This window comes from Corallococcus sp. AS-1-12, from assembly GCF_020036995.1.
In the GTDB taxonomy this organism is placed as follows: domain Bacteria; phylum Myxococcota; class Myxococcia; order Myxococcales; family Myxococcaceae; genus Corallococcus.
Window position 1 is genome coordinate 494,732 of the sequence record NZ_JAIQDD010000002.1, and the last position, 26,144, is coordinate 520,875.

At 69.3% G+C, this 26,144-nt stretch carries 21 protein-coding genes and 1 tRNA gene; 9 read left to right on the forward strand and 13 right to left on the reverse strand.

Going from position 1 to position 26,144, the window contains the following annotated elements; genetic code table 11:
- Nucleotides 1-36: 36 nt before the first annotated feature.
- The 6 genes from K8556_RS04410 (at nucleotide 37) to K8556_RS04435 (ending at nucleotide 8,549) form a co-directional block, all read left to right on the forward strand.
- Nucleotides 37-1,089 carry a sensor histidine kinase gene (locus K8556_RS04410; RefSeq protein WP_223738739.1) on the forward strand — a complete coding sequence of 351 codons (1,053 nt, stop codon included), beginning with the start codon at nucleotides 37-39 and terminating at the stop codon, nucleotides 1,087-1,089.
- On the forward strand, nucleotides 1,086-1,871 hold the full coding sequence (locus tag K8556_RS04415; protein WP_223738740.1) for a LytTR family DNA-binding domain-containing protein: 786 nt from the start codon (nucleotides 1,086-1,088) through the stop codon (nucleotides 1,869-1,871). Before K8556_RS04410 ends, K8556_RS04415 begins: the two co-directional genes overlap by 4 nt.
- A 103-nt stretch (nucleotides 1,872-1,974) precedes the next feature.
- Nucleotides 1,975-2,895 carry a Xaa-Pro aminopeptidase gene (locus tag K8556_RS04420; protein ID WP_223738741.1) on the forward strand — a complete coding sequence of 307 codons (921 nt, stop codon included), beginning with the start codon at nucleotides 1,975-1,977 and terminating at the stop codon, nucleotides 2,893-2,895.
- A gap of 241 nt (nucleotides 2,896-3,136) precedes the next feature.
- Entirely contained in the window at nucleotides 3,137-7,501 is a 4,365-nt protein-coding gene (locus K8556_RS04425) for a S8 family serine peptidase (RefSeq protein WP_223738742.1), read from the forward strand.
- A gap of 99 nt (nucleotides 7,502-7,600) precedes the next feature.
- Nucleotides 7,601-8,146 (forward strand): ester cyclase, encoded by a 546-nt coding sequence (locus tag K8556_RS04430; protein WP_223738743.1) that lies wholly within the window; start codon nucleotides 7,601-7,603, stop codon nucleotides 8,144-8,146.
- A gap of 115 nt (nucleotides 8,147-8,261) precedes the next feature.
- Nucleotides 8,262-8,549: a J domain-containing protein gene (locus K8556_RS04435; RefSeq protein WP_223738744.1), complete on the forward strand. Its 288-nt coding sequence runs from the start codon at nucleotides 8,262-8,264 to the stop codon at nucleotides 8,547-8,549.
- Between the two features lie 12 nt (nucleotides 8,550-8,561).
- Here K8556_RS04435 and K8556_RS04440 read toward each other — a convergent pair whose 3' ends face one another.
- The 3 genes from K8556_RS04440 to K8556_RS39395 form a co-directional block, all read right to left on the reverse strand.
- Entirely contained in the window at nucleotides 8,562-9,905 is a 1,344-nt protein-coding gene (locus tag K8556_RS04440) for a hypothetical protein (protein WP_223738745.1), read from the reverse strand.
- Nucleotides 9,902-11,485 carry an amidohydrolase family protein gene (locus K8556_RS04445; RefSeq protein ID WP_223738746.1) on the reverse strand — a complete coding sequence of 528 codons (1,584 nt, stop codon included), beginning with the start codon at nucleotides 11,483-11,485 and terminating at the stop codon, nucleotides 9,902-9,904. The genes K8556_RS04440 and K8556_RS04445 overlap by 4 nt, the downstream gene beginning before the upstream one ends.
- Nucleotides 11,486-11,677: 192 nt before the next feature.
- Nucleotides 11,678-12,706: a hypothetical protein gene (locus K8556_RS39395; RefSeq protein WP_304503930.1), complete on the reverse strand. Its 1,029-nt coding sequence runs from the start codon at nucleotides 12,704-12,706 to the stop codon at nucleotides 11,678-11,680.
- 237 nt (nucleotides 12,707-12,943) lie between these two features.
- Between K8556_RS39395 and K8556_RS04455 the strand changes: the two genes are divergently transcribed.
- Nucleotides 12,944-13,372 (forward strand): tellurite resistance TerB family protein, encoded by a 429-nt coding sequence (locus K8556_RS04455; protein ID WP_223738747.1) that lies wholly within the window; start codon nucleotides 12,944-12,946, stop codon nucleotides 13,370-13,372.
- 15 nt (nucleotides 13,373-13,387) lie between these two features.
- Here the strand turns inward: K8556_RS04455 and K8556_RS04460 are convergent, their stop codons facing one another.
- A complete protein-coding gene (locus K8556_RS04460; RefSeq protein ID WP_223738748.1) occupies nucleotides 13,388-13,765 on the reverse strand; it encodes a cytochrome c oxidase assembly factor Coa1 family protein in 378 nt (125 codons plus the stop codon).
- 124 nt (nucleotides 13,766-13,889) lie between these two features.
- Between K8556_RS04460 and K8556_RS04465 the strand changes: the two genes are divergently transcribed.
- The gene (locus K8556_RS04465; RefSeq protein ID WP_223738749.1) at nucleotides 13,890-14,282 is read left to right on the forward strand and encodes a RidA family protein; all 393 of its coding nucleotides are present in this window, start codon (nucleotides 13,890-13,892) and stop codon (nucleotides 14,280-14,282) included.
- Between the two features lie 42 nt (nucleotides 14,283-14,324).
- On the opposite strand, the gene K8556_RS04470 is transcribed toward K8556_RS04465, so the two are convergent.
- The 8 genes from K8556_RS04470 to rpsU form a co-directional block, all read right to left on the reverse strand.
- Entirely contained in the window at nucleotides 14,325-15,539 is a 1,215-nt protein-coding gene (locus K8556_RS04470) for a methyltransferase (RefSeq protein ID WP_223738750.1), read from the reverse strand.
- Nucleotides 15,540-15,628: 89 nt separating this feature from the next.
- On the reverse strand, nucleotides 15,629-17,740 hold the full coding sequence (locus K8556_RS04475; protein ID WP_223738751.1) for a hypothetical protein: 2,112 nt from the start codon (nucleotides 17,738-17,740) through the stop codon (nucleotides 15,629-15,631).
- A 111-nt stretch (nucleotides 17,741-17,851) separates the two neighbouring features.
- Nucleotides 17,852-17,924: transfer RNA gene (locus K8556_RS04480), tRNA-Ile, on the reverse strand.
- A 9-nt stretch (nucleotides 17,925-17,933) separates the two neighbouring features.
- Nucleotides 17,934-18,257, reverse strand: coding sequence for an MGMT family protein (locus tag K8556_RS04485; protein ID WP_206798222.1), 324 nt, complete (start codon nucleotides 18,255-18,257; stop codon nucleotides 17,934-17,936).
- A 92-nt stretch (nucleotides 18,258-18,349) separates the two neighbouring features.
- Nucleotides 18,350-20,470, reverse strand: a complete 2,121-nt coding sequence (rpoD, locus tag K8556_RS04490; protein ID WP_223738752.1) for an RNA polymerase sigma factor RpoD — start codon at nucleotides 20,468-20,470, stop codon at nucleotides 18,350-18,352.
- Between the two features lie 90 nt (nucleotides 20,471-20,560).
- Entirely contained in the window at nucleotides 20,561-22,402 is a 1,842-nt protein-coding gene (gene dnaG, locus K8556_RS04495; RefSeq protein WP_223738753.1) for a DNA primase, read from the reverse strand.
- 269 nt (nucleotides 22,403-22,671) lie between these two features.
- Nucleotides 22,672-23,130, reverse strand: coding sequence for a GatB/YqeY domain-containing protein (locus K8556_RS04500; protein ID WP_014395135.1), 459 nt, complete (start codon nucleotides 23,128-23,130; stop codon nucleotides 22,672-22,674).
- A 111-nt stretch (nucleotides 23,131-23,241) separates the two neighbouring features.
- Entirely contained in the window at nucleotides 23,242-23,436 is a 195-nt protein-coding gene (gene rpsU / locus K8556_RS04505) for a 30S ribosomal protein S21 (RefSeq protein WP_014395136.1), read from the reverse strand.
- A 135-nt stretch (nucleotides 23,437-23,571) separates the two neighbouring features.
- On the opposite strand from rpsU, the gene K8556_RS04510 reads away from it, so the two are divergent.
- Nucleotides 23,572-25,164, forward strand: coding sequence for a HEAT repeat domain-containing protein (locus K8556_RS04510; RefSeq protein WP_223738754.1), 1,593 nt, complete (start codon nucleotides 23,572-23,574; stop codon nucleotides 25,162-25,164).
- A 45-nt stretch (nucleotides 25,165-25,209) separates the two neighbouring features.
- Here K8556_RS04510 and K8556_RS04515 read toward each other — a convergent pair whose 3' ends face one another.
- Nucleotides 25,210-26,121, reverse strand: coding sequence for a GGDEF domain-containing protein (locus K8556_RS04515; RefSeq protein ID WP_014395138.1), 912 nt, complete (start codon nucleotides 26,119-26,121; stop codon nucleotides 25,210-25,212).
- Nucleotides 26,122-26,144: the final 23 nt, after the last annotated feature.

Consider the following 26,144-nt stretch of genomic DNA (forward strand, 5'->3'; position numbering starts at 1 on the left):
CGCTCCGACCATAATCCAGGCGTAGAGTGCGACGTCATGGCACGTCGCGGAACCTGGCAGGGATGGGCCGTCGCATCCGCCTACTGGACGCTGGCCGGCTTGGCGGCCGCGAGCGAATCCCACTCCGTGGGTGGGATGGAATGGGGACATGCGCTGCTCACGTCGATGGTGGCGCACCTCCTCTGGGTGCCCCTCACCATCGCCATCCTCCAGTTCGCGCTGCGCTTCCCGCTGGAGCGGCGGCGGGTGACGTCGCGGGTCGCGCTCCACGTGGCCGGAGCGCTCGCCGTCTCGTTCATCCGCGCGGCGTTGATCTTCTCCCTGGACCCCTGGGTGGGCTGGTACGCGCAGCGTCCTCCCTTCCTGGACGTGCTCCAGCACGCGCTGCTCTCCAACCCGTTCGTCTATCTGACCGTGCTCGGCGTGGCGCACGCCGTCCACTACGCGGACCTGCTCCACCTGCGGGACACCCAGTTGGCCCGAGCGCAGTTGCACGCGCTCAAGGCGCAGCTCCACCCCCACTTCCTCTTCAACACGCTGAACTCCATCTCCGCGCTCGTGCACCGCGACCCGCACGGGAGCGAGCGGATGATCGCGCGGCTGAGCGACCTGCTCCGCGGCACGCTCGACGCCGCGGGCACGGAGGAGGTGTCGCTCCAGGAGGAGCTGCGAGCGCTACAGCCCTACCTGGACATCCAGGGGGTGCGCTTCGCGGACCGGCTCACGGTGAAGCACGACATCGCGCGGGACGCGCTCGGGGCCCACGTCCCGCATCTGGTGCTCCAGCCGCTCGTGGAGAACGCCATCCAGCATGGAATCGCTCCGGGGTCGGAGCCAGGGACGGTGACGCTGGTCGCCCGGCGTCAGGGGCCCGAGCTCCACCTGGAGGTCCGCGACGACGGCGTCGGCCTCAAGGAGCGCCCGGCGGACATCTCCCAGGGCGTGCGCGGCGGACGGGGGCTGCGCATCACCCGCGAGCGACTGGTGCAGTTGTATGGCGGCGCCCACCGGCTGGAGCTCCGGGACGCGGTGGGCGGCGGCACCACGGTGGCGCTCGCCATTCCCTTCCGCACGGAGCCCTCCCCATGAGCGCCGCCATGCGCGTGCTCATCGTCGACGACGAGCCGCTCGCCCGTCAGCGCCTGAAGGACCTGCTGGCGGAGGCCCCGGACATGCACCTGGTGGGGGAGTGCCGCAATGGCCATGAAGCCATCGCGGCCATCGGGGCCGAGCGTCCGGACCTCGTGCTGCTGGACGTGGAGATGCCCGGCCCGGACGGCTTCGGCGTCCTCCGGGCGCTGGCCCCCGGCCCCGCGCCCGCGGTCATCTTCGTGACGGCCCACCGGGACTTCGCGGTGCAGGCGTTCGACGCCAACGCGCTCGACTACCTGCTCAAGCCCTTCGACCGCGAGCGCTTCCGCGCGAGCCTGGAGCGCGCGCGCGACCGGCGGCGGACCGGGCCGTCCTCCCTGGACGCGGCGCTGCTCGAACGGCTCGAGTCGCTCGCCGCCCGTCCCTCGGCCGCGCCCGCGCGCTACGTGACGCGGCTCGTGGCCCGGGTGGGGTGGCGCATGCGCTTCCTCCCGGTGGAGGACATCGACTACCTGACGGCGGAGGGGAACTACGTCGCCGTGCACGTGGGAAAGCAGTCGCACCTCACGCGCGAGACGATGGCGGCGCTGGAGGAGAAGCTCGACCCCGGGCAGTTCCTGCGCGCGCACCGCTCGTTCATCGTGCGGTTGGACCGCATCGAGGAGGTGGAGCCGCTTCCCCCTGGTGAGTACGTGTTCGTCCTGCGGGATGGCACGCGGCTGACGTCGGGCCGCAGCTACCGCGCGCAGGTGCAACGCGCGCTGGAGCTGTCGACGTGAGGCCGCCTTCCACCGTTCGTCCCTGACCCTCCACGGTTCGTCACATCTCCTTGGACCCCTTCGCCGCCGCCGGGCGACGGTGGCTTCAACAAAGGAGATGCACATGCGTCGTTTCGCCAGGCAGTGGTCGATGAACGTCCTCCTCGCCGTCTCCGCGGTGTCGGGTTCCGCGAGTGCCCAGGAGCCGGAGCTCGCGTTCGGGTCGCAGCCCCGGTGCGAGCCGGGGGGCAGCCTCTTCGCGCCGGGGGAGATTTCGCTGGAGGAGCGCTCGGAGTACCGGCTCGCGCTCTCCCCGGATGGGAAGACGGCGTACTACCACGTCGACTCGGACACGCCGCCGTACCAGGCCATCCACGTGACGCGCCTGAAGAACGGCCACTGGGGGCCCGGGGAGGTGGTGTCGTTCTCGGGCACGTACCGGGACTCGGATCCGTTCCTCTCTCCGGATGGGCAGTCCCTCTTCTTCTCCTCCACCCGCCCCGTGAGCGGAGGCGCCGAGCGCCCGGACACCGACCTCTGGGTCGTGCACCGCGTCCGCGACGGCTGGGGAACGCCCGAGCACCTGGGTCCGCTCGTGAACTCACCGAGGGAGGAGCTGTACCCCAGCGTGACGCGCGACGGGACGGTCTACTTCGCGAGCGGCACGTTCGACACGGACTTCGAGCTGTATCGCGTCCGGCGCCAGGGCGCTCACTACACCGCGCCGGAGAACCTGGGCCCCGCGGTGAACACCGCTGACACGTGGGAATACAACCCCTGGGTGTCCCCGGACGGACGGGTGCTCGTCTTCGCCTCGCTCAACCGCCCCGGGGGCTACGGGCTGGGGGACCTGTACGTGAGCTTCAACGTCGCGGGCACGTGGACGCCCGCCGCCAACCTGGGGCCTGGCGTGAACACGGAGAAGGACGAGTTCCACCCCACGCTGAGCCGCGACCTGAGCCAGCTCTACTTCGTGCGGCAGACGTGGGACCCGTTCGTGCCCTCGGACTTCTACCACCTGGACACGCGCTGCCTCTGGCGCTGACGGCCCGCTGGACCGGGAGCCCGCCACCGTCGGACTTCGAGAATGGATTGTCGCGGGCAATGAGAAAAAGCGCGCTCCATTGCCCCGGCAATCCCATAGGGCGTGCAGGATTGTTCGCCAGACTGCCCCGCCGCCCGGCCAATGCTCGATGTCGAGCGGCGTTTGTCCATGCGAATCACGGCGTCGTCAATCCAGACGCTCCGGATCGCCCTGCCTGTGGGGCTCCGACGGAGGAGTTCGCATGAATGCCTTCATTCGACACCCCAAGGGCTGGGGTGCGCTCGCGCTTGCCCTGGCCGTGCTCGCCTCGGTGCCGCTGCTCGCCGCGGGCCCTTCATCCACCACACCGCCAGCCGTGGCGTCCGCCCATGAGCCTCCCGCGGGCCAACGCAGCGCGGTCTGGCTGGTGCTCCGGAGCAAGGCGGACCTGAGCGCGGCCCACGGCATCAAGGACTGGGCCGCCCGGGGCCGCTTCGTCACCCAGCAATTGCAGACAGTGGCCCAGAACAGCCAGACGAACCTGCGCAACGAGCTGACCCGCCGCGGACTGAAGTACCAGTCCGCCTGGATCATCAACGCCATCCGGGTGGACGCGGACGCCACCACCACCAAGGAGCTGGCCCGGCACCCCGACGTCGAGCGGGTGATGCGGGACGTGCGGTTCCAGATTCCCAAACCCATCACCGGCCCCACGGTCCACCCCAGCGCGATCGAGTGGAACATCGCCAGGGTCCGGGCCCCGGAGGTCTGGGCGTCCCTGGGGACCCGCGGCGAGGGCATCACCGTGGGCAGCATCGACACCGGCGCCCAGTTCGACCACCCCGCGCTGGCCCGCCAGTACCGGGGACTTCAGCCGGACGGCACCGTGGACCACAACTACAACTGGTTCGATCCATCCCAGGTGTGCGGCAGCCCGTCGCTGGTGCCTTGTGACAACGTGGGGCACGGCACGCACACGATGGGCACCATGGTGGGTGACGACGGCAACCCAGGGCAAAACCAGATTGGCGTGGCGCCGGGCGTCCGGTGGATGACCGCGAAGGGGTGTGAGGATCTGGGCTGCTCGACGTCGGCGTTGCTGGCCGCCGGGCAGTGGATGCTGGCGCCCACGGACCTGGCCGGCAACAACCCGCGCCCGGAACTGCGGCCCCAGGTCATCAACAACTCCTGGGGAGACGGTCCCACGGATCCCGTCTTCCAGCCCATCGTGCAGGCCTGGATCGCCGCCGGCATCTTTCCCGTCTTCTCCAATGGCAATGATGGCGAGTCGGGCTGCGGCACCTCGGAGATCCCCGGCGCCTATCCGGAGTCCTACAGCGTGGGCGCGTTCGACATCAATGACGTCATCGCGACGTTCTCCAGCCGTGGGCCCTCCTCGTTCGGCGGCACCAAGCCGGACGTCGCGGCGCCGGGCGTGAGCGTGCGCAGCAGCGTGCCAGGGGGCGGGTATGAGTCCTGGAGCGGCACCTCCATGGCCGCGCCCCACGTCGCCGCGACGGTCGCCCTGATGTGGTCGGCGGCCCCCTCGCTGATGGGAGACGTGGCCGCCACCCGCTCGCTGCTCGACGCGTCCGCGGTGGACCGGGAAGACCTCAGTTGCGGCGGGACGCCCGGCGACAACAACGTCTGGGGCGAAGGAACCCTGGATGCCTTCCGCGCCGTCGAGCTCTCTCCGCGTGGACCGACGGGGCTGCTCACGGGCGTCGTCACCGCCCCGGAGACGGGCGCCGCGCTCCCAGGGGTCCGCATCGACGTGACGGGGACGAGCGAGAGGACGACGATCACGGATGAGGTGGGGCGCTACTCCCTGGTGCTCCCCGTGGGGACCTACACGGTGTCCGCCGCGCTGTTCGGCCGTGCGACGGTCACCGTGGCAGGGGTCGTGGTCACGGAGGGCGGCACCGTCACCCAGGACTTCTCCCTGGCGCAGGTGCCCTCGCACGCCGTCGCGGGCCGCGTCACGGACCCGGCGGGGACCCCGGTGGTCGGCGCCACGGTCACCGTGCTGGAGACGCCGCTGCCGCCCGCCATCACCGGCGCGGATGGCCGCTACCGGTTCGAGCAGGTGCCGGAGGGCACGTATGACATCCGCGTGGAGGCGGGCGGGTGCTTCGAGCCGCTGACGCGCACGGTGACCGTGGACGGCGACGAGACGGTGGACTTCGCGCTGAGCGGCCGGACGGACGCGTTCGGCTACTTCTGCCGTCTCCAGGGCCCCAGCTATGTCGACGCCACCACGGTCATCCCGCTGTCGGGGGACGACGCCTCCCTGGAACTGCCGCTTCCCTTCCCGTTCACCTTCTATGGAGAGACATACGAGCGCGTCTTCGTCTCGACCAACGGCGTGCTGAACTTCCTCGAGCACAACGCGTACTACAGCAACACCCCGCTGCCGGACGTCGCGCCTCCCAACGCGGCCATCTATCCGTTCTGGGATGACCTCTACGTGGACTCGGAGGCCAGCGTCCGGACCCTCACGCGGGGCGTGGCGCCCAACCGGCAGTTCGTCATCGAGTGGCGCAACGTCGCCTTCCTCCAGGACCAGACCTCGCGCGTGAGCTTCGAGGTCGTGCTCTCCGAGACCGGGGAGGTGCTCCTGCAGTACCGGGACATCGGCGACAGCTCGCTGGAGCGGGGGGATTCCGCGACGGTGGGCATCGAGAACGCGTCCGGCACCGTCGCGCTCATGACGTCGTTCAACACGCCCGCCGTGAGCGCGGAGCGCGCCATCCTCTTCGACCTGCCGCCCAGCGGCATCGTCCAGGGCGTGGTGACGAACGCGAATGACGGGCTGCCTGTCGCCGACGCCACCGTGCGCGCCCTGGTGGGGGGCAGCGTCTTCCGGAGCACCACGACGAACGCGCAGGGCCGCTACCACATGCAGTTGCCGCTCGGGACGTATGGGCTGGTGGTGTCCGCGGTCAATTATGAGACGAAGTCGGGAGGCGTCAGGCTGTCGGTGGATGACGAGGTCGTGACCCGCGACTGGACGTTGCGCACCGCCCGCGCCGTGGTCTCGCCCTCGGTGCTGGAGTTCATCGTCCCGCAGGGGCAGCGGCGGGTCCGCACGTTGACGTTGAGCAACACCGGCTCGGTGCCGCTGCGGTGGGAGCTGGCCGAGGCGGGTGGCGAGCAGATGCGGCCCACGCCGCTGCACGCGAGGGCCCGCGACGCGAAGGCCGAACCGAACGGCCGCACCGCGCGGCGGATGATGGGCCTCTCCGCCACGCCTGGCTGGGCCGCGAGCCTGGCCGGGGACGTGCTGAGGAGCTGGCCCGCCACGGGGCTCGACGTGCCCTGGGGCGTGGGCTACACGCAGAACGTCTGGGTTTCGGATGGGAGCCGACGCTTCAACCATGAGTTCACCGTGGCGGGCGCGGCCACGGGGCGGACCTGGGCGGCGCCCTGGTCGGGCGAGTGGCCCGCGGACATGGCCTACGACGCCGCCCGGGGGCTGATGTGCCAGTTGGCCGTGGGCGGGGACAATGGCATCCATTGCTGGAACCCACTCACGGGTGAGGAGGTGGACTCCATCACGGGCCCGTTCGCGTGGACGGGCATCTCCCAGCGGGGGTTGGCCTACCGCCCGGATGACGACACCTTCTACGTGGGCGGCTGGACCGAGGGCATCATCTACCACGTCCAGGGCCTCTCCCACCCGGACCGGGGCGCGGTGATCGGGCAGTGCCGGCCTCCTGACGGCGCCATCTCCGGTCTGGCCTGGAACGGCTCGTTCGGCGTGCTCTGGGCGGCGACCAACAGCCCCACGGACACGCTCTACGAGCTCAACCCCGCCACCTGCACCGTGCTGAACACGCTGGCGCACCCGAGCCCGGGCTACAACGGCGGCGGCCTGGAGCTGGACGAGGACGGCAACCTGTGGATGGTGGCCCAGAGCACCCGGCAGGTGTACCTGATGGAGAGCGGCGTGCCGGAGTTCACGGACGTGCCCTGGCTTTCGGAGCGGCCGCGGCGGGGCACCCTGGCCCCCGGGCAGCGCCAGGAGGTCACGGTCACGGTCGACACGACCGGGCTGGCGCCGGGCGTCTACCAGGCCACGGTGTTCATCCGGAGCAACAGCGGGCGGCAGCCGCTGCTGCAGACCCGTGTCAGCCTCATCGTCCCGGCCTACCAGCAGGCGGTGAACTCGGGCGGCGCCAGGTATGTCGACCGCATCGGGGACACGTGGGCCGCGGACCAGCGCTACAGCCAGGGCGGCTGGGGGTACCTGGAGCCTTCGGAGCGGGTCGCGACGAACCGGCCCATCGCCGGAACGGTGGAGGATCCGCTCTACCAGCGGGGGCGGCGGGGCTTCGTCGAGTACCGCTTCGACAACCTCCCCGAGGGCGTCTACCAGTTGGAGCTGCGCTTCGCGGAGATCCAGGACCAGCCGCGCCTGAAGCGGGTCTACGACGTGGTGGCGGAGACCCAGTTGGTGCTGCCGGCGCATGACATCGCCAACGAGGTGGGGCAACTGACGGCGGATGATCACAGCTTCTTCCTCACCGTCACCGACGGCCAGCTCAACCTCCGGCTGATCCCGCGTGAGGGCTACGGGGTGCCGCTCATCAATGCCATCCGGGTGACGCAGCGCCCGGATCGCTAGGCACCCGGCTTCGTGACTTCCCGTGCCGTGGCACGGCAGGCATTCTCCCGACCGGCCGGACCCGGGTGACCGGGTCCGGCCCCAACGAAAGAGACATGCATGCTCACGGAGCAGGTCCGCAAGGCACGACAGAAGCTGGTGCTGGCCCATTTCCACGACGAGGTGAAGCAGGACTGGGACGCGGTCCTGTCGACCTTCCCGCATCCGCACTACGAGCTCATCCCCACCCTGACGGTGCATGCCGGCAGCAGCGCGGTGCGCGACTACTACCGCGACACCCGCGTGGCGTTTCCGGATCAGCACCACGAGATCATCTCGCTGCGGCACAGCGATGACGCCGTCATCGTGGAGTTCTGGCTCATGGGCACCCACCGGGGGCCGCTGGGGCGGGTTCCCGCCACGGGCAACACGTTCCGGGTGCGCATGTCGGCGTACTTCATCTTCGACGCGACGGAGACGCTGGTGTGCGAGCGCGTCTACTTCGACACGCTCAGCATCCTCAAACAGCTCGTCGGCGGGCTCGACATGAAGAACCCGAGGAACTGGCTGCTCGCCGCGCGGTGCCTCAAGGGCCTGCTGGCGATGTCTGGCGACAAGCCCGTGCCCATCCTCACCCAGACGACCCCGCCCGTCTTCACCGACTGACGCAGGCCGTCGCCAGCCGCTTCGTGGGGGTCGCCCTCGTGGTGTCATCAGCGGACGGACGCTTGCGCCTCCCGGCCCATTTGCCCGAGCGCGCGCCGTTTCCAGGTTCCGGTGCATGGCGGACCTGTACGCGGTGCTTGGCGTGGCGATGACAGCGGACGCACACGACATCCGGCGCGCCTACCCGCGGCAGGTGCGGCGCTACCACCCGGACAGCGACCCGCGGCCGGAGTCCACGGAACACTTCCTCCGGATCCAGGCCGCCTACGACGAGCTGGGCGACGCGGCGAGGCGCCAGCGCTACGACGCCAGGAAGCGCGCGGAGGCCTCTCCGGCCCCGGCGCCCAGGTGCGAGCTGAACATCCCCCGGGGCCGCATGAGCGTGAAGGTGCGAATGCACTGATTGCCCTTGGGACTACAGCCCCGTGCTCTTGAGCAGCACGGACGCGTTCTCGCTGGGGAAGTACCCGGGCGAGAAGACGTTCGCGTCCGTGACGAAGGCCCGGTCGCCCAGGATGGCCAGCTTCGGCCCGGTGGTGGAGCGGATGAACAGCGGCACCGCCAGTTGCGTCTCCGGCCAGCGCACCATGCCGTCCGTTCCGAAGGACGTGTCCAGGTCCCCGTTGGCCAGCAGCCGGAAGAGCACGGGCTTCGCGTACACGTCCGCGAAGACGAGGATCTTCCCATCCGCCTGGATGCGAAGCCCGCTGACGTCCACCACGTCGAGCACGCCCGCGGGCGCGGTGAGCTCCCGCACGCCCGCGGGGCCGAAGGTGACGTCCGGCTTGCCATCCGCCGTGTACGCCACGAGCTTGAGCACGCCGTGCGCTTCACCGCCAACCTTCACGTCCTGCCGTTCACCCGCGAGCAGCAGGCCCCCGTTGGGGCGCGCCACCAGGGCGTGGGCCTGGCCGCCCTCGCTCTTCGCGATGCCGGACGTCCCGAAGCTCAGGTCCTGGCTGCCGCTGGAGGTGATGCGCACGGCCGCGAAGTGGTCGCCCCCGGCCAGGACGACGTTGGAGCCCTGGAGCACCATGCCCTGCACGGCTTCGGCATCCGTGTACGCGCCGCCAATCCAGCTACCGGACGGGCTGCCCGCGGACTTGAACGTCGTGTCGAGCGAGCCGTCCGCGTTGTAGCGGATCAACGCGAAGTCTTCGTCCAGCCCGTCGGACTTGGTCAGGAAGCCGCCGACGTAGAAGCGGCCGTCCGGCAGGGGCAGGATGCCGCGGACGGTGCCCACGAAGTTGACCGAGCCCTCCTCGCCGAAGTGCAGCCGGGACTTGCCCGTCTTGTTGAAGCCGGTGTCCAACTGGCCGTTGGGCTGGAGCTTCACCACCGCGAAGTCGCGCGAGTCCGTCTTGCTGCCGCCCCGGGCGAAGCCCGCGACCAGGATGCTGCCGTCCGCGAGCACCGCCACCGTGTCCGCGCGGTCGTCCTGCTCCCGCTGCCCGGAGATGGGGCCCTTGGCCGGGCCTTCGAAGTCGAGCACCACGGAGCCCTGCGTTCCGAACGACGTGTCCACCTCGCCCGACGCGGTGTAGCGCCGCACGAGCAGGTCCACGCCCGTGGTGGCCAGGTTCGCCTCGGTGGAGCCCACCACGATGAGTCCGCCATTGGACACCGCCAGCGCCCGGCCCTCCTCCGCGGGCAGCTTCGTGCCGGCATCGGGGGGCATCCCCGCGTCCGGCTGCGTCCCTCCGTCCGGGGACGGGGTGTCGTCGTCACCTCCGCAGGCCCCGCCCCGGACCTGCTTCACGCGTAGTCCGACCTCAGTTGTTGTTTCAGCGTGTCATCCAGATTGGGCTGCGCCGACACGAGCTCCCAGTAGTCCGGCCCGCCCACGGTGGGCGCGTCGAGCACGATCCGTCCGGCCAACCGGTCCAGGTCGGAGACGAACGCGGAGGCTTCGGGGCCGGCGGCGAAGACGTCCTGCGGCTCATTGTCGAGCACGAGCTCGAAGGGCCTGGGGGCGCCGGGGCGCAGTTGCTGGCGCTCCTCACGCTCCATCCGCCGCCGGAAGTCAGGCAGGTCCGCCATGGCCTCTTCCAGGAGGTCGCGCGCCGCTTCGAAGCCCAGGTCGTTGAGGGGGGAGTCGCCCGTCCACAGGGAGAAGGCCTTCTCGACGCCGTCGAGGGTCCAGGGCTCGGCGGGATGGCCCGGGTCGAAGGCGAGCGGCTCCATCAGCGCGCGGTCTCCGAAGCGGGCAACGCCATCCACGATGACGAGGCGCACCGCCTTCTCCGTGGCGGAGATCAACGCGTCATAGGGGTCGCCGCCGGTGCCCGCGATGACCAGCAGGTCCGCGAGGGCGTTGGCCTGGAGCGTGCCCAACTGGGTCTGCCAGCCGGTGACGCGGGCGGCGTCCGCCGTCACCGAGCGCACCAGGGCCTTGGAGGACAGGGACACGCCCTGTCGCGCCGCTTCGTGGCGGGCGACCTTCAGCTCCTGGAGGAGGTTCTTGCTGCCGGTGGGGGACCAATCACAGCCCAGGGAGAACGTCACGCCCGCGCCGAGCAGGTCCGCGACGTTCAATGTCTGTCCATACAGCAGCAGGTTGCTGAAGGGAGACCACACGACCTTGGCGCCCATGGCGGCCATCCGGTCCAGGTCCGGGCGCTGCAAACCCAGACTGTGGATGCCAATCAGTGAAGGCTGGACGAGGTCGTGAACGGCGAGTTCGACGTAGCAGCGGTGGGCGTAGTCATCCACGCCTTCGCCCAGGTGGTAGAAGTACGCGGCGCGGGACCTCAGGGCGTCGCGGAAGGATTCGATGTCCTCGGCGTTGTCGTGCAGGTCCATCACGCGGGTGCTGCCCGCGGGCAGTTGGGCGTCGCGAGGCTCCTCCACGTTGCGCATGGCGCCCCGGAAGAGGGCTTCTCCGCCGGACACGCGGGTCCGGATGCCCTGGCCGGTGGTCGTGCCCGCCAGCAGCGCCTTGGCTTCGATGTAGCGGACGACGGCGCGCGCCGAAGGGGCGTGGCCCGCGAGCGTGCGGATCGGCAGGGAGATGCGCGTGGCGTAGTCCGCGTGGCGCGGCCACTGGGTGCGATTGAGGTAGCGTTTCGGCACCTGCCACAGCGTCAGCACGTCGTAGACGAAGTGGTTGTGCAGGTCGATGAGCCCCGGATACAGCGTCCCACCGGTGTCGATTCTGGGGGCGTTCCGGAAGGCCTCGGGGAGCGGGCCGCCCGAAGGCTCGACCGCGACGATGTGGTTGCCTTGGACGAGGACGCGCCCCCGTTCCAGCACCTCGTCCCGGGAGTCGAGCGTCACCACCCGGCCTTCCAGCACGTAGCGGGGGATGGCCTCGGTGGGCTCGGATGCTCCTGTGTTCATGGCTCGCCTCCCGTGGCGAAAGAACCTCAGGATTTGAAGTTAGGGATGGGCGGGGCCGGGTGGGGGAGGGAGGCGCCAAGGGCGTCGCCCCGCGCCCGCTTTGGCGATCTCCGGTGTGGCTTGTCGTCCGCGAAGGTCCAGCCCCGGCCTTCCCAAATTGGAGGGCCGGGGGAATGTGTGGCGGGACCGCGCTCAGTTCTCCTGGAAGGTATTCATCGAGGGGCAGTAGGTCGCGTATCCATGGCCGGAGACGGTGCCATTGTTCTCGTAGGTGATGTTCACGTCGAAGGCCAAGAAGTGCTTCGCGGGAGGTGTTCCGGCCTTGACGCAACTGGGGCAGAGCGAGGCCGCCACGGGCGTGAAGGTGAGATTCGTGCTGCTGACGATCCAGAAATAGTCATCCGGAATCAGCGTGCCACCGAAGTCGAACAGCACCGAGGTCGGCCCACCCGCCGTGGAGCCCGTCTCCGGAGTTGTGTCCACCGGGACCTTCACCGATTCGAAAGTGACGATCTGCGGCGGGGTGGGTGCGCTCTCAGTCGGGCATTCATCGGTCGTGCCGTTGCTGAGCTCGATCCACAGCGCCCACGGGTCTCCGGCGTTCTCCGGCTCCGCGTAGCCGAAGTAGGCGTGGTTCAGGACCACCTGGTTCCCGTACATCTGGGCCGTGGCGGCGGTGATTTGGCACGTACCCTCGCAGGTGGTGAAGGAATCAGTGCCTGCATCAGGCTCGGTGCCCGCATCGGGAGTGGTGCCCGCGTCCGGCTCGGTGCCTGCATCAGGCTCGGTGCCCGCATCGGGAGTGGTGCCCGCGTCCGGCTCGGTGCCCGCATCGGAGGTGGTGCCTGCGTCCACTTCGGTGCCAGCGTCCACTTCGGTGCCAGCGTCCACTTCGGTGCCAGCGTCGGACTCAGTGCCCGCATCGGAGGTGGTGCCCGCGTCCACGTCGGTGCCAGCGTCGGACTCAGTGCCCGCGTCCACGTCGGTGCCAGCGTCGGACTCCGTGCCCGCGTCCACTTCGGTGCCCGCATCGGACTCGGTGCCCGCGTCCACTTCGGTTCCGGCGTCGAACTCGGTACCTGAGTCGGGCGGGAGACCTGCGTCGGGCCGGGTGCCCGCATCCGGCGGGGTATCGCCGTCATCGGAGCCACAAGCGGAGAGGGTGGGGACGACCGCGAGGGAGAAAATCAACAAGGAGAGAATCGAGCGTCGCAGGGTCATGCCGCGGATTGTCACGGGTTCCCTGTCGAGAAGCGAGGGGGCTTGTCCCTCTGCGTCATCACATCCTGGCGACAAGCCCGAATCGTCCCCCACCCGTGCTCCTCATTCGGGGGCGCGTCCGGCTGAAACCGTTTTCGCTCCCCATGTGCGCCCACTATCCTGTGTGGCCGAGAAGCCCGGCGTCGTGGCTGACCGTGAGCCCCCCGCCGGCCGCATGCTGCCTACCCAGGAGATGACATGTCGCGCGAGTACCCCCAGGAGCAGTTGCTGGCGTTCGTCCAGGCCATGGCCAACGTGGCGGCGAGCGACGGCCGTGTCACCGAGGAGGAGCGCCAGCAGCTCGACGAGGTGGTGCTGAACATCGGCCTGTCGCCCCGCGACCCGCAGGTCGCCGCGCTCATCGAGGCGGAGTTCCAGAAGCCCGGCCGGCTCTCCGACATCATCGGCAAGATTGAAATCCGAGAGCTGCGCGCCTCCCTGCTGCGCATGCTCGTCGAAGTGGCTTGCGCAGACGGAGAGCTCGCGGCCGCGGAGCGCGCGTCGGTGAAGGAGGCCGCCACCACCTTCGGTTACGCCGCCGCGGTCGCCGACGAGCTCATCGACTGGACGCTCGATTCCATCAAGCTCGATCAGCGCGAGCGCGACATCATGGCGAAGCTGCTCTGAGAGCGGCACCGGGCTTCAGTGACGGCTGTATCTACCGACGTCCACTGTCTCACCGTTGTCCGCCACCACGCGCAGCCGGCTGAAGCCCCAGACGTCGTCGGTACGGACGGCCTTCACCTCCAGCCGGCCGTCCTGTCTGCTGCCGGAGAGGTTGATGGTCAGGTTCGCCTGGCCATCCTTGTTCATCAGGTTGAACGAGCCGCTGAAGAAGCTGCTCGCGCTGATGGGCGCCCCCAGAAGCCTGACCACCCCGGGATGGTTCTCCACCCGGGAGATGGCCTCGGAGTAGGGGAGCTCGGACCGGATGCCCAGGCACATCAGGCCTCCGCTTCCGCAACACAGCAGCGGCAGGCCCAGCAGTCCCCCCAGCACCCACTTCGTGGTGGACGACATTCCCTGTTCCTGGCGGCGCCGGGGCATGCGGTCTGTCCTTTCCGATGTGCGATGTTCGTGGGACGCCTCCTAAGCCTTTCACAGACACGCCGAAAGCCGTGCAAGCCCATTCAAGGAGAAGCCCATGTCGTCAACCCAGCATCAGCCCATCGCCGCGCCGGGTCTGCCCAAGCCCGCGGGCCCGTACTCTCCCGGCATGCGGTTGGACCGGCTGCTCTTCATCTCCGGACAGGCGGCCAGGGACCCCGCGACCGGCGTACAGGCCGAGGGAATCGAAGCGCAGACAGAGCAGGTGCTGCGCAACCTGGAGCGCATCCTGGTGGCCGGTGGCTCCAGCCTCCAGCACGTCCTGCGCTGCGGCGTCTTCCTGGTGGACATGCAGGAGTTCGCGCGGATGAACGCCGTCTACGAGCGCGTCTTCGCCGGGCACCGGCCCGCGCGGACCACCGTGCAGGTGTCCGCGCTTCCAGACGCCGGCCTGCGCGTGGAGATTGATTGCATCGCCTACGTGCCTTGATTTGTCAGACACAGACGTTCGAGCGCTCGGCCCGGCATGTGCTCAATCGCCCCGCGACGCGATGAGCGCGAGGTTGCGCGGCGACAGGCGCGGATCGAAGAGCTGGAGGAGTTCGACCTGGAAGCCCAGCTCCTCCAGGAGGATCGCGCGATCGAGCAGGAGCACGACCTCCAGCGCCCGCGCGAAGCGGTCCCTCAGCAGGTGGCAGAGCAGCAGGTCTCGCGTCTCGGCGCGAACGGACACCTCGAAGGCATCCAGCGCGGCGTCCGTCATGTTCGCATCGAGCCCCAGGCGCTCCAGGCGGTCGCGCGCGTAGCCGGCGAAGGAGCCGTCGTAGAGCGTCCGGGGCGCGTCTCCTGCCCGCACGAAGCCGCGCTCGGGAAAGCGTTGCCTCGACAGGAGATCGAACGCGAAGCGCCACGCATACACCCGCTTCATCCGCGCGAACTCCTCCTCGCTCTTGTGATGCCGTCCCCGCGTCGTCAGCGCCAGGGCATGCGGGGTGAAGGGCAGCGGATGCGCGCCGCCGAAGCGGGAGACGGGGAAGTCTCGCGGGGCCTCCAGCTTGTCGTAGCAGCAGCCGATGTTCAGGACGAAGCCCGCCCCCTGGCTCTTGCGGAGCTGCGTGAGGGCGAGCGGCCCGCAGGTGTGCAGCCCGATGGAGGCCCGGTCCCGTCCGGAGAAGAGCGGATCGATTCGGGGTTGGAGCCCGTCCTCGACGGAGGCCTGGATGAAGTGCAGGGTGTCCCCACCCTGGGGGCGCGTCTTCGCCAGCCACCGCCGGCCCTTGTCCTGCAACGCGGCGTCCCTGTCGATGCTGTGGAAGGTCCACCCGAACGTCCGCGCGCAGAGGCGGGCGAGATGTCCCATGCCGCCGCCGATATCGACCGCCTGGTGGATGAAGCGCGTCCTGGGCGCGAGCAGGGCGAGCACCCGCTCGAGCTCATGGGTCTTCTTGGCGCTGAGTCCCTGCGTCTCCGTGACCGTCAGCGGGTGAAGGCCCTCATGCCAGGGCAGCGCCGTCAGCTCCTGGAGCGTGCCCAGGAGCGCGGACAGGGACGGAGGCGGGGCGCCCACGAGCTCCCCCTGGTCCAGCCGCCGCTCGCCCGCTTCATCGAGCGACCGGGCATGGGCCAGCCAGTCCCCGGGATACGCGGCGCCGGATTCAGGCCAGCCCTGGAGGATGGAGCGGGACCAGAGCGGGGCCCAGGGCCGCAGTTCGTGCGTGAGCGCCGCGAGCCGCGCCTGGAAGTCCATGGCCGCGCATCCTATGCGAGGACGGGGCAGGTCTGCCCCAATCCCAGACACTGGTGACGCGCCCTCGTCCTTGCGTGCCCGGCGCGCCTTCACCGCAGGAACTTCGTCACCTCTCCGAACCCCGCGTACGGGTACAGGGGGCGGTCCAGCGCCACGACCTCACGGTCCGCCAGACCCAGCATGTAATACATCGACCGCAGGCGGCCGATCTTCGTCATGACCGAGGGCGCATAGGCAGGCGTCTCCAGGTCGCTGTTCTTGACCAGGCCCGGCCCGGTCCCCGCGAGCGTGTTGCGCGTCGCGTGCATGATGGGGTTGTCATCGTCGAAGGCGTCGAAGCCCTGGTTCACGGGCAGGGCCTTCTGGGGCTCGTCCTGGAGAGGGGAGGTCAACTGCGTCAGCCAGTTGCCCGTGCTGACGCTCTGGTTCACCTGGTTCTTGTTCTCGCTGAGGCTCCGGAAGCCGAGCTCCACGGCGGCGCACCAGGGGCACGTCTCCTTCGGACGGTTCCGTCCCGGACCCGTGTCGTTGAACCCCTCGTAGGGGAAGCAGATGATCACGTCGCAGCCTTCCGCGAAGTACGACGACGCGGTCATGAGCGCCGCGGGTTCGGCGCAGTTCAGGGAGTGCCATCCGCTGAGCCACAGGTCTACGCCCAGCCCGGGGTCCGACGCGACGTTGAGCTGGATGTTCTTGCTCACCTTGTCCTTGCGGAAGGAGACGTAGCTGAACAACGCCTGCCGCGCGGGCGTGCGCAATCGCATCCGCGTTCGAGCGCGATAGCCGAAGGCCGCGAGGCTGGTCCGCTCGAGCATCGTCTCGTAATTGACCGTCAGCTCCCGCTGGATTTCATTCTGGATCTTGCCCTCCTGGTAGGCCTTGCGCTCCTTCTCATCGCGCTTCTTCGTCTTGGCCTGGAGTTCCCGGTAGGCCGCCAGCGCCTTGCCATCCTCGGATTCAGGGTCGAGGTCCTTCTTCGTCAGCAAGTCCTTGACCTGCGTGTATGTCATTCCGGATTGCTTCTGGAGCCCCTTGAGCTTTTCACTGGACTGGAAGGGCTGGTCGGGCGCCGGGGGGATGGGGGTGTCCGGCTGCCAGTTCGGCAGGGCCAGGTGTCTGCAAAAGAGCTGGAGGTAGGCGGCACCGGGCTCCTCCCGGACAACCCCGGAGAGCCCGAGGATGGGCACGTGCACGGTCTCTCCGTTCACCTGGTGCCGGGTCCAGGAGACGCAAAGACAACCCACCGCCCCCGCGAACAAGCTCTTCAGGTCCTGGAACGCGCTCTTCCTGGGCAGCAGCAGCCGGGTCAGGGAGGTCTCGTCGTCGCCCACCAGGTGATAGCGGCTCACGAGCTCATCCGTGTAGGCCTTCACCTTCTGGTTGAACATCACCTCCGGGACCTTCCTGCGCCAGTCCTTGGGCGGGAACACGGCGCCCAGCGCGGTGCCCGGGGGCGACACGACGAAGCCCAGGCTCATCAGCCGGTTGCGGACGGGCTCGTAGTAGGCGTACTTCACCCGGTCCTTCTCCGCCGGGGGGACGTACGGGTCGGGCATCGGCGGCGGGACATAGGCCTCGGCGTCCTTGTCCTGGGTGCCCTTGGGCTTCTTCTTCTTGGCCTCCTTGGTGTCGTCCTGGATCTTCTTCCGGGCCTCCCGAACCTGTTCGACCTTCTCGTTGTGGAGCCGGGTCTCCTCGGAGAAGGCCGCGAGGATTCCGCTGATGTCTCCGTCGGAGAGAAGGCCTTTGTCCACGCGCCCCTCGAGGTGCCAGTTCCACTGCTCCTCCAGGGACCTCCAGCACTCCCGGATGTAGGCCCGCTCCTCGGCCAGCAGGTCCTCGATCGCGGTCCGTCCCGCGCCCAGCAGCTCCGGGGTGGTCTTCCCGCCCTTCTTGACCCCGAGCACCTCGAGCACCAGCGAGTCCGTCACGCTCAGACGCCTGACATGCTGCGCGTAGCCCTCCAGGTTCTTCCGGGCCATCCGGAGGCTCTTGCGCGCCTGGTAGAACCCGTCGATGTCGGACAGGAACCACTGCTGCTGCATGAAGCCGTAGGTCTTGTCGCGGGTGTCCAGGAAGAGGTCGAGACAGTTGTCGTCGATGTAGTCGGGAACCGCGTAGCCGCCGCCGCGCAGCCACTTGCGCGCCGTTTCGGTGGAGAGCGCGCTCGTGCCCGCCAGGTTCTTGAGCTGGATCGTCATGGAACGAGGAGAACTCGCGCGTTCCAGCAGCGTCAATGCCCGGAACCGGTTCCGCCAGGACGCCTTCCTGGCGGAGGGCTTCCGGCGACGGGAGGCGGAAGGTGAGGGGAGTGGGCCCTCCTGGATTCGAACCAGGGACCAATCGGTTATGAGCCGACAGCTCTAACCGCTGAGCTAAGGGCCCTCGCGCTGACTATAAGGCCTTGCCGTCCTTCTTCACCACCACGCGGAACACCTGACCGCGTTCATCCACGGTGACGCCCTCCGCGCGCAGGCGCTTCGCCTGCTCGTGGGCCACCGGGGGCGCCAGCGTCCCGTCCGAGCGGATGACCCGCCACCAGGGCACCTGCGTGGCCTGCCCCGGCAGGTGCTTCAGCTCCCGCCCCACGCCCCGCGCCGCGCCCGGCCTGCCCGCGTAGATGGCCACCTGCGCGTAGGAGCGCACCTCCCCCCGGGGAATGGAGCGCACCTGCTTCATCACGCTGTCGGAGAAGGGCAGGGGCTTCTTCGCGGCCATGGCGCACCTCACACCGGGACGAAAAACGACGAAGGCCCTCGTCCACTCAGGGAACGGAGGCCTTCGAATCCCATCAGCTCAACGGCCTGGCGTCAGCTCTCCACGAAGGAGCGCAGGCGCTTGGAGCGGCTGGGGTGGCGCAGCTTGCGCAGCGCCTTGGCTTCAATCTGGCGGATGCGCTCGCGCGTCACCTCGAAGTCCTGGCCCACCTCTTCCAGCGTGTGGTCGCTCTTCTCGCCGATGCCGAAGCGCATGCGCAGGACCTTCTCCTCGCGCGGCGTGAGCGTGGCCAGCACCTTCCGCGTCTGCTCGGCCAGGTTCATGTTGATGACCGCGTCCGCGGGCGACACCAGGCTCTTGTCCTCGATGAAGTCGCCCAGGTGGCTGTCCTCCTCCTCGCCGATGGGCGTCTCCAGGGAGATGGGCTCCTTGGCGATCTTCAGGACCTTGCGCACCTTGTCGAGCGGCAGCTCCATCTTCTCCGCGATCTCTTCCGGCGTCGGCTCGCGGCCAATCTCCTGCACGAGGTAGCGGCTCGTGCGGATGAGCTTGTTGATGGTCTCGATCATGTGCACCGGGATGCGGATGGTGCGGGCCTGGTCCGCGATGGCGCGGGTGATGGCCTGACGGATCCACCAGGTGGCGTACGTCGAGAACTTGTAGCCGCGCTTGTACTCGAACTTGTCCACCGCCTTCATCAGGCCGATGTTGCCCTCCTGGATGAGGTCCAGGAACTGCAGGCCGCGGTTCGTGTACTTCTTCGCGATGGAGACCACGAGGCGCAGGTTCGCCTCCACCAGCTCGCTCTTGGCGCGCTCGGCGCGCTTCTCGCCCAGGCGGATGGCGTCGTAGTTGCGGCGGAGCGCGTCCACCGGGAGGTTGGCCTCCTCCTCCACGCGCTTGATCTTCCGCACCGCCGTGCGCACGTCGCGGTCCAGGACCTCCAACTGCTCCGGCGTGAAGTTGAGCTGCTTCTGGAGCTTCTTGGCGATGTTCGGGTTCTCGCGCGACTCCTTGAGCTGCGGGCGCAGGTCCTTCATGTTGACCTGGTAGCGGCGCTCCAGGTCCCCGAGCTCCTCCTCCGCCTTCTCCACGCGCTCGATGAGGCCCTTGAGGTTCAGGACGATGCGGTCCACCTGCTTCTTGTTCAGCCGCATCTCCTCCAGGACCTCCATCATCTTGGTCCTGAGGTCCTTCACCTCCTGCTTCAGCTCCTTCTTGCGGACCTCCGTCAGCTTCTTCTTGCCGGAGAGCTCCTCCTCCAGCACCTCGCAGTCCTTGGCGAACTTGCGGAAGCGTTCAATCTGCTTGGAGATCTGCTCGATCTTGTTGAGTTCGCTCTGCGCGAGCTGCGCGGGGGCCTCGCCCTCGGCCGCCTCCTCGGCGGGCTCTTCCGCGTTCTCCGACTGGGCCTCTTCCGGCGCGTCCTTGATGACGTCGCGCACGCGCAGCTTGCCCGTCTTCAGGCGGTTGCTGATGTCCAGGATGTCCGCCACCGCGACGCGGCAGGCCAGGAGCGCGCGCAGGACCTCCTTCTCGCCCTCCTCGATGCGCTTGGCGATCTCCACCTCGCCCTCGCGGGTGAGGAGGCTGACGCTGCCCATCTTGCGCAGGTAGAGGCGGACAGGATCGTTGGACTTGCCGCCCGGCTCGTCGTCCTCGTCCTTCTCGTCCTCGTCCTGGTCTTCCTTCTCTTCCTCGACGGCGACGGTGGGCTTGATCTCGTTGGACTGCGCGGCCTTCTGCGCGTCCACGATCTCGATGTCGTTGTCGCCGAACATGCTCATCACGTCGTCGATCTGATCGGACGACACGATGTCGGCGGGGAGGGCGTCGTTCACCTCGTCATAGGTGAGGAAGCCCTTCTCGCGGCCCGCGGCCAGCAGGTCCTTGACCTCCTTGCGCTCGGCGACGGGATCCTCCTCCACGTCGTCTTCCACGGCGTCCGGGTCCACCTGGACGGCGGCGGCGGCTTCCTCCGCGGCCTCCTCGGGGTCCACGTCGTCCGCGATGGCGGCCACGCCCTTCTTCTTCTTGATCTTCTCGGTCGCCTCGGCGGGGGCTTCCTTCGCCACCAGCTCCTTCTCCTCAGGCTCCGCTGCCTTCGTGACCTTCGCCGCAGGGCTGTCCGGGGCCTTCTTCTTGCGGATCACCGGATCCACCTTCTTCTTGGTGGGCTTCACGGATGCCTTGGGGGGCTTCTGCGTCGGCATTCGGGTACTTCTCCTTAAGAAAATCAGGTGCTTTGGCCTGGGCCAGCCGGCCGATCTACCGCAAAGTCGAGCTTTCTTACAAACGCGAACTCAAACCGGTTGCATTGGTCCCTTTGTTCCCGTTGCCGAGGAAGCGGGGGACAGCTCATCCAGGACGCGCTTGCGGAGGGCGAGCAGCTCCTTGCGCTCGGACAGGAGCAACCGCGTCTCCTCTGTCAAATCAAAAGCCCCCTGCGTCTGTTCCGTCGCTCGCTTTATATAAACGAGCCGCTCGTCAATGCGCTTCTTCATGATGTCGCGGCACGCGAGGATGAACTCCGTTTCGAGTTCCATTCCCCCCGGAGAGAGCCGGCGGCCAGCCTCCAGGAGCGTCCGCTTGACGACCTCCGAGGCCTCGAAGAGCGCCTCCTCCAACCCCCGCCCGGACGTGGCCTGGGCCAGCACCATCCGCAGTCCCATGTGGGACAGCTCATCACACACGCGGAAGGTGTCCCGGGCGAGCAGCCGGGAATCCCGAAGGATGGCGGCCACATAGAGCGCCTCGGACTCCGGCGGGGGGCGCTCCGCCTGGGGCTTGGGCACCGGGCGCGGCATGGCCTGCGCGGGCACGGCGTTGGGGTGCGAGGCGGTGGCGGCGGGCTTGGGGGTGGGGGGCGGCCTGTACTGGAGCGACGACTCGATCTGCGCCGGCATCCAGCCGAAGTGGTCCGCCAGCGCGCTGATGAGCGCCGAGCGCGTCAGGCCCGGAGGCACCTGGGAGGTGACGGGCTTGAGCCGCTCCAGGGCGGACATCTTCTCCTCGAAGCTCGCCTGCTTGCCCATGGGGAGCAGGGTGGCGAAGAGGTAGGCGGTGAGGGGCTGGGCGCCCTCCAGCAGGCGCTCCACGCCGTCGGTGCCCTCGCGGCGGGCGAAGACGTCCGGGTCATCCCCCTGCGGCAGGAGCGCCACCCGGGTGGGGGCTCCGGCGGCGAGCAGGGGACCGGCCAGGCGCTCCACCGCGGCGAGCCCCGCGGAGTCCCCGTCCAGGAGCAGCACCAGGTCGCGGGCCTCCGCGCGCTTGAGCACCTGGAGGTGCCCGGCGGTGAGGTTGGTGGAGCACAGGGCCACCGCGTTGCGCACGCCCACCTGGTGCAGGCCGATGCAGTCGAAGTACCCCTCCACGAGCACGGCCGTCTTGCGCTTGTGGATGTCGTCGCGCGCCTGGTCCATGCCGAAGAGCGTCTCGCTCTTGTTGTAGAGCCGGGACTCGCGCGAGTTGAGGTACTTGGGCCCGTCCTCCGCCGCGACCAGCCGGCCGCCAAAGGCGATGGGCCGCCCCTCCGGCGCGCGGATGGGCACCATCAGGCGGCTGCGGAAGAAGTCGATGCAGCCATCCCCGCTGTTGCGCTTCGTGATGAGCCCCGCCTTCAGGCCCCACTCCAGCATGCCGTTCTTCTGGAAGCGGTCCGCCAGGAGGCTCCACTGAGCGGGCGCCCACCCCAGGCCGAAGCCCTGGGCCACCTCTTCCGACACGCCCCGGCTGGCCAGGTAGGCGCGCGCGGCGCGGCCCTCGTCCTCGTGCCAGAGCAGGCCGCGGAAGTGCTCCGCGGCGAAGTCCGTGGCCTCCTTGACCTGCTGGCGCTCCTTGAGGCCGGGGTCCTGCGCGGCCTCCAGGTCGATGCCCACCTCCTGGGCCAGGTCGCGCACGGCGTCCTGGAACGTCTTGCCCAGGTAGCGCTGGATGAAGGACACCGCGTCGCCGCTCGCCCGGCAGCCGTGGCAGAAGTAGAAGCGCTTCTCCGGCACCACGTAGAAGGACGGCGTCTTCTCCTGGTGGAAGGGGCAGCGGCCCTTGAACTCGCGGCCGGCCTTCTTGAGCTCCACGTGACGGGACACCAGCGACACGATGTCCACGCGGTCGAGGACCTCCTGGATCTTGTGCTCCGGAATCACGACGCCCCTCCATCCATCCGCATGAGCGCGGCCTTCCGCCCGCAATCCTGACGGCCCCCTCTGACGCGAACGGACGGAAGCTGGGACACGGCGCGCACTCCTGACGGCTGCCCGCCCGCCTCCCGGGTTGGGGGACGGGCGAAGATGCCTTGAGGATCAGCGCTTAATGGGCAGCGGGCGAGGGATCAAAAAATCCGCTTCGAGCCCGGGGTGGGGAGGGCACCTGGGAGATGTTCCCGGCGCCCCTTCCCCGAAGAATCACGGGTGCTTCAGGACAGCTTGGCCAACTGGGCCTTCACTTCCTCGGAGATGGCCTTGCCCTCGGCCTTGCCCTGGACCTTGGGGTTCACGTTCTTCATGACCGCGCCCATGTCCTTGGGGCCCTTGGCGCCGACCTCGGCGATGGCGGCCTGGACGGCGGCGGTGAGCTCCGCGGGGGTGAGCTGCTGGGGCAGGTAGCGCTGCAGGACGGAGATCTCCTGCTCTTCCTTCTCCGCCAGCTCCGGACGGCCTCCGGCCTTGAACTGCTCGACGGAGTCGCGGCGCTGCTTGATGAGGGTGGCGATGACCTGCTGGATGCCCGCGTCGTCCAGCTCGCTGGCTCCCGGCTCGACCTCCTTGTACTTCACGGCGCTCTTGAGCATGCGCACCACGCTCAGGGTCAGCTCGTCCTTGGCCTTCATCGCGTCCTTCAGGTCCGCGGTCAGGCGCTCTTTCAGGGTGGTCATGTCGGGATTCCTCACGGGCGGGGAAAAGGGTCGCCGCGCCAGCGGATGGGACGGCGGGAGCCAGGGCACCTGACGCTTCCAAGGAGCCCCGGCTCCTCACTGCGGGCCTGCTTAGTACGACTTGCGGGCCTTCTTCACAGCGCGCTTCTTGGCGGCGAGGGCCTTCTTCTTCCGCTTCACGGAAGGCTTCTCGTAGTGCTCGCGCTTGCGGATCTCGGAAAGGATTCCGGCCTTCTCGGTGGCCTTCTTGAAGCGCTTGAGAGCGCTTTCGATGGACTCACCTTCCTTCACTCGAATACCGGGCATGCAGTCACCTCCTTCCGCCTAGCTGGATGCAATCTGGAAATCTTCAGAGGGTCGGGGGGTATGGCGCAGCGGGCCGGAAAAGGCAAGGAGACCCGCACGGAAAGGATGGGCCGGGTGCGCTAGAGTGTCCGGCGCGTGTCCCGCCTCCTCCTCCTGGTGCTCCTGCTGGCGGCCAGCCCCTCCCGGGCCGGCACGGTCGCTTCCGAGTGCTGGGCCTCCTGCCGCCGTCACGTCGCGGACCCCTCCCTGCGCGCGCGGACCTGTGGCGCCTGCATCACCGGGGGGCGGGTGGAGAGCTGGGTGGCGTCCCTGGGGACGGGTGGGGTGGAGGCGCAGCAGGCGCTGGCCTCGGCGCTCAAGGACCCGAGCTGGCGGGTGCGCTGGGCCGCGGTGCGGGCGGAGGCCCGGAGCCGGGGGCTCACGGAGCGGCGGGCCCTGGCGGACTGGATCATGGACACCCCGCCGGACGCGGACCTGGGGGCCTGCCTCACCGCCGTCCGGGCCGCCGCCGACTCCGGCCGCTCCACGGCGGACTTCCTGCGGGAGGCCGGCGCCCGGGGGCCTGCCGCCGCCGCCCGGGTGTGGGCGAAGCGGGACGCCGTCCGGCAGTCGCTGTCGCTGGAGATGTTCTCGCAGGAGCCGTCCGTGCGGCTGCCGGCGCTCCTGCACCTGGCCACCTTCCAGGGGCGGTCCGCGACGCGCGTGGTGCTGGACGCGGTGGCGTCGCGGCCCGTCGCGGGTGACGCGGTGATGGCGGAGCTGCTCTCCGCGGTCGCCGAGCGGCAGCACGCGTCCGTGGGCCGGCTGCTCCTGACAGAGGCAAGGCCCCCGGACGAGGCGGTCATCAACCGGCTCTTCGCCGTGTACTCGCGCGAGCTGGACGCGCTGCGGCCGGAGCTCACCTCCGCTGACGTGCGGCGCCGGCGCACGGCGGTGGCCACCCTGCGCCGCTACGGCCCGCTGGCGAAGCGGGAGCTGGAGGGGGCGCTGGGGGATGAAGACGGCCGGGTGCGGGAGCTGGCGGCGCGGGGGCTGGCGGAGTCCGCCGGGAAGCCCCTGCGGGACGTGGCGCTCCAGGGCGTGAAGGACGCGGAGTCCGCGGAGGCCGCCCGGCCGTGGCTGGGCGCGATGGCGCGTGAGAAGGGGTGCTTCGCCTTCCTGCGGGACCTGGCGGAGGGGCGCAACGCCCGGACGCCGGAGGTGCAGGGGGAGGCGGTGGCGTTCCTGGGGGATTGCACGGAAGGACCTCCGCCCACGCGGCGGCTGGCGCCCTTTCTCTCGTCGAACGTGACGCCGGTGCGCGCGGGCGCGGTGCGCGCGCTGGGGGCGCTGCCGCGGAATGGGGACGCGATGGCGCTGGCGGCGAAGGCGCTGGAGGACGGCGCGCCGGAGGTGGTGGTGGCCGCGCTGGACGTGCTGTCCGCCTACCGGCAGCCGTCGCGCGGGGACGAGGCGGCGGGCCTGCTGGAGTCGGAGCACCCGGTGGTGCGCGCGGCGGCGGCGCGGGCACTGGAGTTCGTGGGGCGCACCGCGCACGTGCGCGTCCTGGCGGAGCGCCTGCGCGGGGATCCGGTGGCGGACGTGCGCGTCGCGGCGGCGAGGACGCTGACCGTGCTGGGCGGGCCGCACGCGGTGGCCGCCCTGAGCGAGGCGGCGGCGCACGACGCGGACACGCACGTGAAGCACGTGTCGGCGGAAGGGCTGCGGCGGCTGGGCTTCGGACGCTGAGCGCTTCAGGCGGAAGGCCCGTGGATCAGGCCTTCCTCCTTGCGCTCACGGGCCGCTGATGGCCTTGGCGTCCACGCGGTTCCGGCCCGCGTGCTTGGCCCGGTAGAGGTACTTGTCCGCGGCGGAGATGAGGTCCTCCGGCTGGGAGAAGTCCGAGTCCAGCAGCGTCGCCACGCCCAGGCTGATGGTCACCTTGATGGGCGTGCCACTGAAGATGAAGTCCGCGCGGTCCACCGCCACGCGGCAGCGCTCCGCGCACGCCAGCGCCGCGTCCTCCGCGGACTCGCGCAGCATCAGCGCGAACTCCTCGCCGCCGTAGCGCGCGAGCAGGTCCTCGGTGCGCACCGTGTCCGCCACCCGCTGCGCGATGCGCGTCAGCACGAAGTCTCCGGCCGGGTGGCCGTACACGTCGTTGATGCGCTTGAAGTGGTCCACGTCGAAGAGCACCAGCGACAGCGGCACGCGGTGGCGCAGGCAGTACGCGAACTCCTTGCGCACCGTCTCCATGAAGTACTTCTTGTTGTAGACGCGGGTGAGGCCGTCGCGCGTGGCGGACTCGTAGATGCTGCGCTGGTACTGCTCCTCCAGCGCGTCCTGGATGCTGAACTTCAGCACCGTGTTGGAGCCGATCTGGATCTTGTCGCCGTCGTACAGCGGCGCCGCGCTCACCTTCAGGCCGTTCAGGTACGTGCCGTTGGTGCTGCCCAGGTCCACGAGCTGGAAGCGGCCGTCGCCAATGGCGACCACCTTCGCGTGCTTGCGGGAGATGCCGTCGTCCTCGACCTGGAACTGGGCCTCCGAGCTGCGGCCCAGCACCACCTCCGAGCGGTCCAGCTTGAACATCCGCCCGATGCCGGCGGCGGACTTGGCGCTGATGACGATCAGATACGCGCTCTGCTGCTGGGCACTGCCCAGCAGGTCCGAAATCGAATGGACGGAAGTTTTCTCCTCGGACATCGCGCCTCCCATCTTACGGGCCG

Excerpts from the sequence above, each read along its gene's own strand:
- K8556_RS04460 (WP_223738748.1), bottom strand. The coding sequence starts at position 13,765 with ATGTCGTCCACCACGAAGTGGGTGCTGGGGGGACTGCTGGGCCTGCCG.
- rpsU (WP_014395136.1), bottom strand. The coding sequence starts at position 23,436 with ATGCCCGGTATTCGAGTGAAGGAAGGTGAGTCCATCGAAAGCGCTCTC.
- K8556_RS04475 (WP_223738751.1), bottom strand. The coding sequence starts at position 17,740 with ATGACGATCCAGCTCAAGAACCTGGCGGGCACGAGCGCGCTCTCCACC.
- K8556_RS04420 (WP_223738741.1), top strand. The coding sequence starts at position 1,975 with ATGCGTCGTTTCGCCAGGCAGTGGTCGATGAACGTCCTCCTCGCCGTC.
- K8556_RS04500 (WP_014395135.1), bottom strand. The coding sequence starts at position 23,130 with ATGACCACCCTGAAAGAGCGCCTGACCGCGGACCTGAAGGACGCGATG.
- K8556_RS04445 (WP_223738746.1), bottom strand. The coding sequence starts at position 11,485 with ATGAACACAGGAGCATCCGAGCCCACCGAGGCCATCCCCCGCTACGTG.
- K8556_RS04465 (WP_223738749.1), top strand. The coding sequence starts at position 13,890 with ATGTCGTCAACCCAGCATCAGCCCATCGCCGCGCCGGGTCTGCCCAAG.
- K8556_RS39395 (WP_304503930.1), bottom strand. The coding sequence starts at position 12,706 with ATGACCCTGCGACGCTCGATTCTCTCCTTGTTGATTTTCTCCCTCGCG.
- K8556_RS04435 (WP_223738744.1), top strand. The coding sequence starts at position 8,262 with ATGGCGGACCTGTACGCGGTGCTTGGCGTGGCGATGACAGCGGACGCA.
- rpoD (WP_223738752.1), bottom strand. The coding sequence starts at position 20,470 with ATGCCGACGCAGAAGCCCCCCAAGGCATCCGTGAAGCCCACCAAGAAG.
- K8556_RS04425 (WP_223738742.1), top strand. The coding sequence starts at position 3,137 with ATGAATGCCTTCATTCGACACCCCAAGGGCTGGGGTGCGCTCGCGCTT.
- K8556_RS04430 (WP_223738743.1), top strand. The coding sequence starts at position 7,601 with ATGCTCACGGAGCAGGTCCGCAAGGCACGACAGAAGCTGGTGCTGGCC.
- K8556_RS04415 (WP_223738740.1), top strand. The coding sequence starts at position 1,086 with ATGAGCGCCGCCATGCGCGTGCTCATCGTCGACGACGAGCCGCTCGCC.
- K8556_RS04455 (WP_223738747.1), top strand. The coding sequence starts at position 12,944 with ATGTCGCGCGAGTACCCCCAGGAGCAGTTGCTGGCGTTCGTCCAGGCC.
- K8556_RS04485 (WP_206798222.1), bottom strand. The coding sequence starts at position 18,257 with ATGGCCGCGAAGAAGCCCCTGCCCTTCTCCGACAGCGTGATGAAGCAG.
- K8556_RS04470 (WP_223738750.1), bottom strand. The coding sequence starts at position 15,539 with ATGGACTTCCAGGCGCGGCTCGCGGCGCTCACGCACGAACTGCGGCCC.
- K8556_RS04515 (WP_014395138.1), bottom strand. The coding sequence starts at position 26,121 with ATGTCCGAGGAGAAAACTTCCGTCCATTCGATTTCGGACCTGCTGGGC.
- K8556_RS04410 (WP_223738739.1), top strand. The coding sequence starts at position 37 with ATGGCACGTCGCGGAACCTGGCAGGGATGGGCCGTCGCATCCGCCTAC.